This is a genomic window from Brachybacterium sp. GCM10030268, assembly GCF_042666305.1.
Lineage (GTDB): Bacteria > Actinomycetota > Actinomycetes > Actinomycetales > Dermabacteraceae > Brachybacterium.
The window spans coordinates 104,791-116,396 of sequence record NZ_JBHTCW010000010.1 but is presented as its reverse complement, the minus strand read 5'-3'; the positions used below and the strand labels follow the sequence as shown (position 1 = coordinate 116,396).

The 11,606-nt window shown below is 72.9% G+C and carries 10 protein-coding genes; 4 read left to right on the top strand and 6 right to left on the bottom strand.

Translation table 11 applies throughout. The features are described from left to right. Positions 1 to 4: 4 nt before the first annotated feature. The gene (locus tag ACFQRD_RS13685) at positions 5 to 856 is read right to left on the bottom strand and encodes an RDD family protein (RefSeq protein WP_377017328.1); all 852 of its coding nucleotides are present in this window, start codon (positions 854 to 856) and stop codon (positions 5 to 7) included. 117 nt (positions 857 to 973) lie between these two features. On the opposite strand from ACFQRD_RS13685, the gene ACFQRD_RS13680 reads away from it, so the two are divergent. Beyond that, positions 974 to 1,969, top strand: a complete 996-nt coding sequence (locus ACFQRD_RS13680; protein ID WP_377017330.1) for a stage II sporulation protein M — start codon at positions 974 to 976, stop codon at positions 1,967 to 1,969. 16 nt (positions 1,970 to 1,985) lie between these two features. On the opposite strand, the gene ACFQRD_RS13675 is transcribed toward ACFQRD_RS13680, so the two are convergent. From ACFQRD_RS13675 to ACFQRD_RS13655, 5 genes are read right to left on the bottom strand one after another with little or no spacing between them, the layout of a single operon-like run. After that, positions 1,986 to 3,284, bottom strand: a complete 1,299-nt coding sequence (locus ACFQRD_RS13675) for a DUF58 domain-containing protein (RefSeq protein WP_377017332.1) — start codon at positions 3,282 to 3,284, stop codon at positions 1,986 to 1,988. A gap of 11 nt (positions 3,285 to 3,295) precedes the next feature. Then, a complete protein-coding gene (locus ACFQRD_RS13670) occupies positions 3,296 to 4,321 on the bottom strand; it encodes an AAA family ATPase (protein ID WP_377792829.1) in 1,026 nt (341 codons plus the stop codon). Continuing rightward, a complete protein-coding gene (locus ACFQRD_RS13665) occupies positions 4,318 to 5,478 on the bottom strand; it encodes a DUF4350 domain-containing protein (RefSeq protein ID WP_377792830.1) in 1,161 nt (386 codons plus the stop codon). Before ACFQRD_RS13665 ends, ACFQRD_RS13670 begins: the two co-directional genes overlap by 4 nt. Beyond that, complete coding sequence (locus tag ACFQRD_RS13660; protein ID WP_377792831.1) at positions 5,475 to 6,122, bottom strand: DUF4129 domain-containing protein; 648 nt, start codon at positions 6,120 to 6,122, stop codon at positions 5,475 to 5,477. Before ACFQRD_RS13660 ends, ACFQRD_RS13665 begins: the two co-directional genes overlap by 4 nt. Beyond that, entirely contained in the window at positions 6,119 to 7,261 is a 1,143-nt protein-coding gene (locus ACFQRD_RS13655) for a glycerophosphoryl diester phosphodiesterase membrane domain-containing protein (RefSeq protein WP_377792832.1), read from the bottom strand. The genes ACFQRD_RS13660 and ACFQRD_RS13655 overlap by 4 nt, the downstream gene beginning before the upstream one ends. Before the next feature lie 124 nt (positions 7,262 to 7,385). On the opposite strand from ACFQRD_RS13655, the gene mtrA reads away from it, so the two are divergent. Genes mtrA through ACFQRD_RS13640 form a run of 3 tightly spaced genes read left to right on the top strand, consistent with a single transcriptional unit; the run spans position 7,386 to position 11,495 of the window. After that, a complete protein-coding gene (gene mtrA, locus ACFQRD_RS13650) occupies positions 7,386 to 8,081 on the top strand; it encodes an MtrAB system response regulator MtrA (protein ID WP_377017342.1) in 696 nt (231 codons plus the stop codon). Positions 8,082 to 8,097: 16 nt separating this feature from the next. Beyond that, positions 8,098 to 9,795, top strand: a complete 1,698-nt coding sequence (gene mtrB, locus ACFQRD_RS13645) for an MtrAB system histidine kinase MtrB (protein ID WP_377804532.1) — start codon at positions 8,098 to 8,100, stop codon at positions 9,793 to 9,795. Next, positions 9,792 to 11,495 carry an LpqB family beta-propeller domain-containing protein gene (locus ACFQRD_RS13640; RefSeq protein WP_377792834.1) on the top strand — a complete coding sequence of 568 codons (1,704 nt, stop codon included), beginning with the start codon at positions 9,792 to 9,794 and terminating at the stop codon, positions 11,493 to 11,495. The genes mtrB and ACFQRD_RS13640 overlap by 4 nt, the downstream gene beginning before the upstream one ends. Positions 11,496 to 11,606 lie beyond the last annotated feature (111 nt).

The window sequence follows — 11,606 nt, the reverse complement described above, 5'->3', positions numbered from 1 at the left end:
CGGCTCAGGCGGAGAACGGCACCGCGCGGACCTCGGCGGACAGCTCCCGCTGACGCTCCTGGCCGCGCCGCAGCCGCTCCTCGTCCCGGCGGGACCGTTCGGCGATCACCGCAGCCAGGAACTCCTCCGGATCCGTCCCCGGCGGCGGGGCCGGAGCGACATGGGGCAGGGTGCGCCGCAGCAGATCGCGCGAGAGCTCGCGGCGCGAGGTCGGGTGAATGGTCGCCGCGCGCGGCAGGAACGAGCGGATGTCCTGCATCAGCGTCACGGGGAGCCGGCCGACGTCCGCCGCGCGGACCCACTCGCTCAGCGCGGCCGGCACCTGCACCCGGCTCGCCTCGAGATCCCGCATCCGCTCCTGGATCACCATGGTCCCGGCCAGCAGATCACCCACCCGGCGTGACCTGCGGTCGATCACCGAGCAGGTCAGCGCGAGCGAGCCCGCGGTGGACCAGATCTCCAGCATCGCCATCACGGCCCGCAGCAGGCTCTGGCGCACGTGGACAGGGCCGCCGTCGTCCCGCACCACTCGGGTGCCCATCACGAGGCGGCCGACGGAGCGTCCCTGCAGCAGCAGCTCGCACAGGACCGGGTAGCCCACATAGACCAGCACCGAGACCAGCACCACTGCGGCGGCGACCAGTCCGTCATCGAGATCGGCCCGCGCGGCCGACCAGGCCACGGCGACCGTTCCGGCGATCAGGATCGCCAGCTGCACCGCGCCGTCGACGGCGGCCGAGAGCATGCGCGTGGCGAACGTGGCGGTGCGCAGGTCCAGCAGCACGGCATCGCCGGTGATCAGTGCTTCCCGATCGGGGCGCGCGGGTACCGCCGCCGTCGAGCCCATCGTTGCCATGCCCCCATCCTGGCAGGATCGGCCCGCGCCGGTGAGCGCCGAGCGTCGGCTTCCGACGGCGGGGCCTCCGACTTTCGTCGGCCGCCGCCGGGCGGCTGCGGATCCTAGGCTGACCCCGTGGACACCGACGCCTTCATCGCCGTGCACCGCCCGCAGTGGGAACGTCTGCGGGAGCTGACCCGCGCCCGGAGACTGGACGCGGCCGGCATCGACGAACTGCTCTCGCTCTACCAGGAGACCGCCACCCACCTGTCCACGGTGCGCTCGACGAATCCGGACCCGGCCCTGACCGCGCGACTCTCGCTGCTGGTCCATCGTGCCCGGCTGCGGATCACCGGCACTCGGACCCCGCTGTGGAAGCACGCGCGCAGCTTCTTCTGGGAGGACCTGCCGGCAGCCCTGTACCAGGCCCGGTGGACGGTCGCGCTCGCAGCCGGGATCTTCCTGCTCGCGGCGGTCGTCACCGGTGTCTACTTCGGCACGGACGCCACCGCTCGCGAGCTCGTGATCTCCGAGGCGGATCAGCGCGACCTGGCCGAGCACGACTTCGTCGCCTACTACTTCCAGGGCGAGGCCTCGGGCTTCGCCGCCCAGGTGTGGACGAACAACGCCTGGATCACCGTGCAGGCCGTGGTGTTCGGCGTGACCGGCATCTGGCCCGTGGTCATGCTGCTCCAGAACGCTCTGAACGTGGGCCTCTCCGGCGGGGTCATGGGCGCCTACGACGGGCTGGGCACGTTCTTCGTGTTCCTGCTGCCCCACGGTCTGCTCGAGATCACCGCCGTGCTGGTCGGGGCCGGGGCCGGGCTGCGGACGTTCTGGGCCTGGGTGCGGCCCGGGCCGCTGCCACGGCTCTGGGCGCTGTCCCGCGCCGCGCGCGCCCTGGTGACCGTAGCGATCGGGCTGGTCCCGGTGCTCCTGGTCTCCGGAGTGATCGAGGCCTTCGTGACGCCGAGCTCGCTGCCGCCCGCGGTGCGCATCGCCATCGGGGTCCTCGCCTGGCTCGCCTTCCTCGTGGTCATGTTCGGCCGCGGCCGGCAGGTGCACCGTCAGGGCGTCACCGGCGACCTCCCGCAGGAGATGGTGGGCGACCACGTCGCCACCGCCGGCTGAGGGGATCGCCCGGCGCTCAGAGGCGCCCGGCGGCCTTGAGGGCGAGATAGGCGTCCGCGAGCGCCTGCGGGGCCCGGTCGGGCGGAGCGTCGGCCACATGGGCACCGACCCGTTCCAGCGCGCGGGCGACCCCCGCCCGCTCGGCCCGAGCCTGCTCGGCGGCGGCAGCGCTGTAGACCGCCTCGACGTCTCCGCGGCCGGCGGCGAGCGCCTCCAGGGCGGGATCGGCGACGGAGGCCACCAACAGCGGATGGTCCCGGGCGATCCGGGCTGCGACCGGCAGCAGACCGGTGTGCACGACGGACGCCTCGACCGGGGTCACCAGGACCACCAGCGCACCGCGCCGCGAGCGCTCCGAGATGGCGCGGGCGGCGCGTTCCCAGTCGGTCTCGACCAGCGCCGGGTGCACGGCCGCGGTGGCGGTGACCATGTCGTTCAGCACCCGGGTGCGGTTCGCGCCCAGCACCGAGACGTGGGTGATGCGATCGATGCACATCAGGTCGACCCGGTCTCCGGCCTGGCCGGCGAGCGCGGTCAGCAGCAGTGCGGCGTCGAAGGCCGCGTCCAGGCGGGTCGAGTCGCCCAGACGGCTCGCCGAGGTCCGGGAGGTGTCCACGACGATCAGCACGTGGCGGTCCCGCTCCGGGCGCCACGTGCGCACCACGACGCTGCGCCGGCGGGCGGTCGCGCGCCAGTCGATCGAGCGCACGTCGTCGCCGTCCACGAAGTCCCGCAGGGAGTCGAACTCCGTGCCCTGACCGCGCTGATGGACGGCCGCGAGACCCTCGATCTCGCGCAGCCGCTGCACCCGCGAGGGCAGGTGCCGCCGGGAGCCGAAGGGATGCAGGGCCAGCATCCTGCCCGGGGCATCGACCCGCGCCGTGCGGCGAGCGAGGCCGAGCGGGCCGCACGAGGCGACCAGCAGCGCGCGGGAGCTGTGCTCGCCGCGACGGGTGGGTGTGAACGACTGGGTGAGGGCGCGCCGCTCCCGGGCGGGGATGCGCAGTGCGGAGCGCTGCCGGTCGAGCCCGGCCGTCGGATTCCAGGCGTCGCGCACCTCCAGGTCCGCGGTGCGGCCGGTGGGATTGGTCAGCAGCAGCCGACCGGAGGTCTCTCCGCCCAGCCGTACCTGCAGCGGGGCCTCGCGGCGCACCCGGATCGCCCCCGGACGCGGGGCGGCGAACGCATCGGCGAGAACCACCAGCGCCCACAGCCCCAGCAGCACCAGCAGCACCCACCAGATCGGCCACAGGACGATGACGGGCAGAGCGAGCAGCGCCAGCAGCGCCGCGCGCGGGGTCAGCGAGATCCTCATCGACGCGTCCCTCAGCGGGGCACCGGGACGGAGGCGAGGGTCGCGGCGAGCACGGACTCGACCTGGGTTCCCTCCAACTCGGACTCGGTGGTCAGGCGGACGCGGTGGGAGAGCGTGGCCGGGGCCATGGTCTTGACGTCGTCGGGGGTGATGAAGTCACGGCCGGCGAGGTAGGCCCAGGCGCGCGCGGTGCGCAGCAGGGCGATCGCGCCGCGGGGGGAGACACCGAGCGAGAGACTGGGCGAGCGGCGGGTGGCACGGCACACGTCGACGATGTACTGGACGACCTGATCCTCCGCGACGACGCGGGCGACGTCCTGCTGGGCACGGTGCAGGGACGGCACATCGACCACGGGGCCCAGTCCCATCGCGGCGAGGTCGCTGATGTCGAAGCCCTCCGCGTGGCGGCGCAGCACGTCGATCTCGTCGTCGCGCTCGGGCAGCGGCATCACGGCCTTGAGCAGGAACCGGTCCAGCTGCGCCTCCGGCAGGGCATAGGTGCCGTCGAACTCGATGGGGTTCTGGGTGGCGATGACCAGGAACGGGTCCGGCAGCGGACGGCTCGCCCCGTCCACGGTCACCTGCCGCTCCTCCATGGCCTCCAGCAGCGCCGACTGGGTCTTCGGGGGAGTGCGGTTGACCTCGTCGGCCAGCAGCAGGTTGGTGAACACCGGGCCCTCACGGAAGACGAGGTCGCTGGTGGTGTTGTCGTAGATCAGGGACCCGGTGATGTCGCCGGGCATCATGTCCGGCGTGAACTGGACGCGACGCATCCGCACGTCGAGAGCGGCGGCCAGGGACCGCACCAGGAGCGTCTTCGCGACCCCGGGCACGCCTTCGAGGAGCACGTGCCCACGGCACAGGAGAGCGACGACGAGGCTGGTCACGGCCGCTTCCTGCCCGACGACGCCCTTGTGGATCTCGGTGGCCAGACCCTGCAGCTGATCGCGGGTGTCCACGTCGACGGCGGGGCCGGTGGTGGGACCTGCGTCTGCAGTCCGGGGCGGGTGCGGTGCGGCGGGGGTGGGGTCGGTCATCGGTCGATCTCCTTCTCGAGACTGTCCAGGTCCTGGGCGAGGCGCACGAGGTCCTGGTCGCTGGTGACAGGGGTGGGGCCGAGCAGCGTCCGCAGCTGCTCGGGGGTGCGGTCGACATGGGACGCGAGTGCTGCGATCAGGCCGTCCAGAGCGGATTCGCGGCGCAGGCCGAGGCGATCGGCGAGCCGGGTCGAGGCCGCCGAGCGCAATGCCGTCGCGGCCGCGTCCCGCGCTTCGGCCTGCTGCAGCAGGCGGGCCCGTCCCAGGACCAGCTCCTGGGGGCGGACCGTGACCGGCAGGGGCTCGACCACCACGGGGCCGAAGCGCCTGCCCAGCGCGAGCAGCGCGATCGTGCCGGCTACGAGGATCCACAGTGCCAGCGGACCGGCCCAGTCGGGCAGGTACGTCAGGATGCTCTGCGCGCCCGAGTTCATCGGGTCGCTGGCCGAGGGCAGGTACCAGCTCAGCTCGCCGGAATCGCCGAGAGCATTGAGGACGACGGCGGAGTTGTCGGCCTCGCCGACGCCGTCGTTGGTCAGCAGATCCGCGCTGCCGAGGACCAGAAGACGGTCCTCGCCCACCACCAGGGCCCCGTCACCGGAGAGGAAGCAGTTCTCGCCCCCCTCACCGGCGCGGTACAGGGTGGAGCGCCCCCGCAGCCCGTCCTCACCGGGCACCCGCAGCTGGCGCGCCCCGTGGGCGAGATCCCCGCAGCCGGCACCGGCCTCCAGCTCGGTGGGGCTGCGGAGGGCGCCTGCGGGACTGATCCCCGTGCTCAGGGAGGACAGCGTCATCTCGTCCGGCTGCACCAGCACCATGCGGCCGCCCCCGTCCTCGTGGGCCTCGGCCAGGGCGTCGAGCTGTTCGGCGGTGAGGCTGTTCGGGGCCGCGACCAGCACCGTGCGGCCGGCCCGGAGGGAGTCGGCGGTATCGGCCGTGAGACGTTCGACCTGCACGTCGACGCCGAGATCTCCGAGCACCTGGACCACGGCCTTCGAGCCCTGTCCGGTGGGCGCATCGGGCTCCAGCGGTCCGTCGCGGTAGATGCCGCGGGCGATGGAGGCCACCACCGCGGCGACCACCGCGAGCGTCACGAGCACGATGAGCCAGGGGCGGCGGCGCCCTGCCTCGGGGCGGGGAGCGGCCGGCGAGCTCATGAGGCGGCTCGTTCGTCGGCGGCCGACAGGTCGGGGGTCGACTCGGAGATGTATTCGGCCAGACGCAGCAGGTCGTCGGCCTGCTTCGGCGACGTCGCGCGGCGGGAGTAGGCGGCGGTGTCGAAGGCATCGGCCCCGCGCAGCAGGCGGCCGCGAAGGTCGGGGAAGGACTGGGCGGCGCGGTTCGCGGCCTCGTGCGCCGTCATCCCGGCGGCCACGTCCAGCAGGGTGCGCTCGTCGAGATCGCGCACCAGCGCGCGCAGGGCGAGCACCGTGCCGTCGTCCGTCCGGCCCGCATCGATGGCGGAGCGGGCCGACGCGCGCAGCTCCGAGGCGCTGAGCACCGGCTGCGCATCGAGTCCCGCGGGGACGGCGAGGGTATGGCTGCGGCGGATCAGCCCGGTGCGCCGCAGCACCAGGAACGCCGCCAGCAGCAGGGCGAGAGCCACGGCGACGGCGAGACCGGCCTGGGCGGCGGAGGAGCCGTCGATGCCGTCGACGAGGTTCGTCAGCCACCGCTCGATCACGCCGAGCAGCCAGCTGACGAAGCCGGGGGAGTCGTCGTACTCGGATTTGGACAGCTCCTCGAGGATGCGGGAGCGGGCCTCGTCCGGGTCCAGGGGCGGGGGGCCGGCAGGGTTCATCGCATGCCGCCGGTGTCCCAGTTCTCCCGCGAGCGCCGCGTCAGCTCGACGTCCCACGCCTCGTGCCGCATGCGGTTGTCGGCGTAGACCGCCGCGAACCCGGCCGAGAGGAACGGCGCCAGCAGGAACGTCGCGATGTAGCTGCCGATCATGGTGATGAGTGTGAGCACGGTCATGGCGACCACGAGCGCCTGCATCGAGCTGCCCAGGAGGATCGCGACGTAGACGATGCCGCCGACGAACCCGAACACGCCGGCGACGACCTGCAGGGCGATGGTGTAGACGAGGTAGAGCAGCGCACCCGTCCCCAGCACCCGCCACAGCCGGCGCCCCCGGGTCATGGCGAAGCTGCGACGCAGTGACCCCAGGATCCCGGCGTCCTCCACCACCAGTGCCGGGACGGCCAGGATCGTGCGGGCCCAGATCCAGATCATGGCCAGCACGCCGAGGGCCAGCCCGAGCAGGACCGCGCCGATCGTGACGACGCCGGCCTCCTGCACCAGCAGCACCGGCAGCGCGCCGAGCGCCAACGGCACGGAGAAAGCGAGAATCGAGGCCACGGCGATCAGGGCGCTGATGGCTATCGCCGGCACGGCCAGGCGCCGGGCGGTGGACCACATCTGCGAGCCGGAGACGGGTTCACCGGTGGCCTCGCCGATCGCGACGCGGGTCAGGGCCACGGTGACCAGGGATGCGGCGAACATCGAGATGATCCCGGAGATCGCCGAGGAGACGACGGTCAGGACGAGATCCGAGGCATCCGGCCCGATGGGCGCCGCATCCGGGTTGTCCATGGTGGCCTGCATCTCACCGATGAACGGAACCATCCCCGCCCCGGTCAGGACCGTCGTCAGAGCGAACGCGACGCCGTAGACGGCCGCTGCGAGCCCGAGGACGGTCTTCGCGCGCAGCCGGTAGATCCGCACGGCGGCGCCGAACACCTCGCCGAGGCTCAGAGGCCGCAGCGGGAACAGCGGGACGTTCTCGGCCAGCTCCCGCCGTGGTCCCCCAGGGTGGCCCGCCTCGCCGTTCGCGCCCCCGGGCACCTCGTGAGAAGCGTCCTCGGAGGTCTCCGGGGCTCCGGGGCCGGGCTGATCGGAGCTCCCGCTCGTTCCCGGTGCGGTCCATCCGGTGCTCATCGGTTCCTCCTGCTGCTGGTGCCGTCCTGGGCTCTCTCCTGGGCCCTCGCAGGACAACTTACGGACTCCCGGCCCGGTACCCGATCCGACGAACGTCGATGACCATGTGTCGTGCGGTGGCACAATGAGGCGCATGACGACGCCTTCACGGATCCTCGTGGTCGACGACGATCAGGCGATCGCCGAGATGGTCGGCATCGTTCTGCGCGGCAAGGGCTACGAGGTCGCGACCTCCCCCGACGGCGCCTCCGCACTGGAGACGTTCCCGCGACTTCGCCCCGACCTCGTCCTGCTCGACCTCATGCTCCCCGGGATGGACGGGATCGAGGTGTGCCGGCGGCTGCGCCGGGACTCCGGGGTGCCGATCATCATGCTCACCGCGCGCACCGACACCGCCGACGTCGTCGAGGGCCTCGAGGCCGGCGCCGACGACTACCTCACCAAGCCCTTCGAGCCCGAGGAGCTGGTCGCCCGCATCAAGGCGCGGGTGCGCCGGGTCGAGCCGCCCACCACGGAGCAGCTGAGCATCGGCGACCTCGTCATCGACGTCGACGGGCACGAGGTGCGCCGGGGCGATGAGCTGATCTCGCTGACGCCGCTGGAGTTCGATCTGCTCACCCAGCTCGCCCGCAAGCCGTGGCAGGTCTTCACCCGTGACGTGCTGCTGCGCGACGTGTGGGGATACCGGCACAGCGCGGACACCCGACTGGTCAACGTGCACGTCCAGCGGCTGCGCTCCAAGGTCGAGCACGACCCCGAGAACCCGCGCATCGTGGTCACCGTGCGCGGCGTCGGCTACCGCGCCGGGGGCGTGTCCTGACATCGCCGGAGGATCCGTGATCACCCGGGCCGCACCGGCGACGCGCGCGGCGGATCCGCGCAGCTGGCCGCTCGCGCTGCGCGTCGTGCTGGTGACCACGCTGCTGTCGATCGTCTCGATGCTCGCCGTCGGCGCCTACCTCTCCTCCGTCATCGCCGACGGCCTCTACGAGCAGCGCCGCGACCGCGTCCTCGAGGAGACGGTGGAGGTCCGCCGCGACCTCACCGAGACCCTGGGGCAGCTCTCCGGCGCCACCAGCACCCAGCAGCAGGATGCGGCGAACGCCTTCGTCCAGACCGCGGGCGGCCAGGGCGGCGGTGACCGCCGCGAGGTGGCGCTGGTCCCGGTGCAGACCTCCGGCGTCGCCTTCCCGGTCGCCTCCTCGGACCGAACACTGTTCGACGAGGTCGATGAGGACTTCACCGCCGCCATCGCCGATCATCCCGACGCCGTCTCGTGGCGATCGATCGGCCGCGAGGACAGCGAGGGCAACACCGAGCCGGCCCTGCTGGTGGGCACCCGGGTCCTCGTGCCCGGCGTCGGATCCTACGACCTCTACCTGGTCTACTCCCTGCAGGAGGAGCAGGACACCCTCGCCTTCGTCCAGCGCGTGATCCTCGGCGGCGGGGCCGTGCTGCTCGCCCTGATCGTCGGCATCGCGATCGTGGTCGCCCGCATGGTGACCACACCGCTGAAGCGGGCAGCGGGAGCCGCGGAGCGACTGGCCGGAGGGGACCTGACCAGCCGCGTCGAGGTCGCCGGCGCGGACGAGCTGGCCAGGGTCGGGGAGTCGTTCAACGACATGGCCCGCAGCCTGGAGTCGAAGGTCGAGGACCTCACCGAGCTCTCCCGGGTCCAGCAGCGCTTCGTCTCCGACGTCTCCCACGAGCTGCGCACGCCGCTGACCACGATCCGGATGGCCGCCTCGGTGCTGGACGGCAAGCGCGACGAGCTGCCCGGGGAGCTCCAGCGCACCGTGGAGCTGCTCTCGGCCCAGGTCCAGCGCTTCGAGGTGCTGCTGACCGACCTGCTGGAGATCTCCCGCTTCGATGCCGGCGCCGCCGAGCTCGAGGCGCAGCGGGTGGATCTGGACGCCCTGGTGGTCCGCGCCGTCGATGACGTGCGGCCGCTCGCCGGTGCCCGCGGCTGCCTGCTGGACGTCCGCCTGGCCGGGGAGGGGATGGACGCCGTGGTCGACACCCGGCGTGTGGACCGGATACTGCGGAACCTGCTGACCAACGCGATCGAGCACGGGGCAGGCGGTCCCGTGCTCGTGGAGACCGGGTTCAGCGACGACGCGGTCGCGGTGGTGGTCCAGGACCACGGCCACGGGATCTCCCCGGAGGCGGCCGAGCGCGTCTTCGACCGCTTCTGGCGCGCCGACCCGTCCCGGGCGCGGACCCTCGGCGGCACCGGGCTGGGGCTGTCGATCTCCGTCGAGGATGCCGGACTCCACGGCGGCTGGCTCCAGGCCTGGGGCCAGGAGGAGGAGGGAGCCGTGTTCCGGCTGACCCTCCCGCGCCGGCCCGGCGGCGCCCTGGCCCGCTCCCCGCTGCGCCTGGAGCGCTCCTTCGACCGTGACGCCCGCGAGAGCAGCTCGAGCACACCCACCGGGGAGATCCTCATCGGCCCCGGCCTGGTCCCCGACCTCACCGAACCCTCCGGCGAGCCCGGCCCGGGCCCCGGCTCCACGACGGCAGGAGGAGAGCGATGATCCCCGCCCGACGCGACATTCTGCGCGCGGCAGGTGCCGCGACCGTGCTCGGCCTCGGTGCCGCCTGCGCCCGTATCCCGACGTCGTCCCCGATCGACAGCCGTCCCTTGAGCGCACGCTCCCAGCCCGGCGTCCCCTACGTCCAGGCGCTCCCGCCGCCGGCGGACGCCACGGCGGAGCAGGTCGTCTCCGGCTTCGTGCAGGCCGGGGTGGGATCCGAGGGCGACTTCGCCGTCGCCCGCGAGTACCTCACCGACGAGCTCAGCGAGGTCTGGGAGCCCACCGCCGGGATCACCGTCTACTCCGGCAGCCGAGAGCTGGAGGTCGAGGCGATCAGCGACACCGAGATGGTGCTCGTTCTCGAGGTCCTCGCGCTGGTGGACTCCGAAGGCGTGCGCAGCCTGCTGGCGGGACCGACCTCGCGGGAGATCGAGGTCGGCGTGGAACTGGTCGAGGACCAGTGGCGCCTCAGCGACGTGCCCGATGGGATCTTCCTGTCCGAGGCAGCCTTCGAGACCCTGTACGCCCCGGCGCGGCTCTACTTCATCGATGCCCGTTCCCAGCACCTCGTGCCCGACCACCGGTGGTACCCGCTCCAGCGCGGCGCGGAGGCCGTGCTGGAGGGACTCCGCGGCGGCCCGGTCGACTTCCTCGACGGAGCCGTGCACACCGAGGTGCCCGGCAATTCCGGAGTGGCCGACACCGAGGTCTCCACCGGCGCCGACGGCACCGCACAGCTCACGGTCCCCTCCGCGGTGGCCTCGCTCGCTCCGGGCCGCAGAGCGCTGGCACTGACGCAGCTGGAGTCCTCGCTGCGCTCCCTGCGCACCCTCTCGGGGGTCCGGCTGGTGCGGGACGGGGCAGACTTCGCTCCGAGCGAGGACGCCGGGATCGAGCGCGCTCTGCCGGGGCACCGCCCGATCGCGGCAGGTCCGACGGGCGTCATCTCGCTCGCCGATCCCGGGACCGACGCCCCCGCGACCCAGCTGGTTCCGGACCTGGCCGAGCTGGCGCTGAGATCTCCGGTGATCGCCCAGGACGGGGTGCTCGCCGCGGCCCTGACCAAGGAGGCCTCGGTGGTGCTGCTCGCCTCGACCGACGGCTCCGTGCCGCTGCGTGAGGCTGCCACCGGGGGCCTGTTCGTCCCTCCCCGGGTGGATGACGCGGGGTACGTGTGGACCTCCACCCGCTCCAGCGCCGGTGTGCTGATGGCATTGTCCGCCGACGGACCCGAGAGCGACGCCAAGGTCGACGCCCCATGGCTGGACGGCCGCGAGGTCCAGGAGCTCGACGTCGCCGCCGATGCCACCCGGATGATCGTGCTCTCCTCCGACGCCGGCGGGTCACGGCTGGACCTGTGCTCGGTGATCCGTGACGGCAACGGGGTCCCGCAGTCGGTGACCGAACCGGTCCAGGTGCGCACCTTCCTCTCGGACGTGACCCAGGCCAGCTGGTACGACGAGATCGCGGTCATCGTGCTCGGCTCCGATCCCGGCACGGGCGAGCAGCGCGCTCAGATCGTGGATTTCGCCACCGGGCGCGAGCCGCTCCCGTCGCTGCGACCCGACACCGACCGCATCGCCGGCACCGTCGTCGGCGAGACCATCTGGGCCGGCACGGCCGACGGCTCCCTGCTGCGCAACGACGGGGACGGGTGGACCACGGTCGACCTCGAGGCCCGCGACCCCTGGTTCTACTGAGCGGGCGGCTCCGGTGAGTCGGTCGTCCTCGGCAGCGCGCGGCACCGCTGATCGGCTCGTGCCACCTGTCCTCCCCACAGCTCGTCCGTCCCCGAACGGCCCCGGCCCCTC

What these genes read in the sequence shown, in the direction of transcription:
- mtrA (WP_377017342.1), top strand. Translation starts at nt 7,386, where the DNA reads ATGAGGCGCATGACGACGCCTTCACGGATCCTCGTGGTCGACGACGAT.
- ACFQRD_RS13655 (WP_377792832.1), bottom strand. Translation starts at nt 7,261, where the DNA reads ATGAGCACCGGATGGACCGCACCGGGAACGAGCGGGAGCTCCGATCAG.
- ACFQRD_RS13675 (WP_377017332.1), bottom strand. Translation starts at nt 3,284, where the DNA reads ATGAGGATCTCGCTGACCCCGCGCGCGGCGCTGCTGGCGCTGCTCGCT.
- ACFQRD_RS13640 (WP_377792834.1), top strand. Translation starts at nt 9,792, where the DNA reads ATGATCCCCGCCCGACGCGACATTCTGCGCGCGGCAGGTGCCGCGACC.
- ACFQRD_RS13665 (WP_377792830.1), bottom strand. Translation starts at nt 5,478, where the DNA reads ATGAGCTCGCCGGCCGCTCCCCGCCCCGAGGCAGGGCGCCGCCGCCCC.
- ACFQRD_RS13670 (WP_377792829.1), bottom strand. Translation starts at nt 4,321, where the DNA reads ATGACCGACCCCACCCCCGCCGCACCGCACCCGCCCCGGACTGCAGAC.
- ACFQRD_RS13660 (WP_377792831.1), bottom strand. Translation starts at nt 6,122, where the DNA reads ATGAACCCTGCCGGCCCCCCGCCCCTGGACCCGGACGAGGCCCGCTCC.
- ACFQRD_RS13685 (WP_377017328.1), bottom strand. Translation starts at nt 856, where the DNA reads ATGGCAACGATGGGCTCGACGGCGGCGGTACCCGCGCGCCCCGATCGG.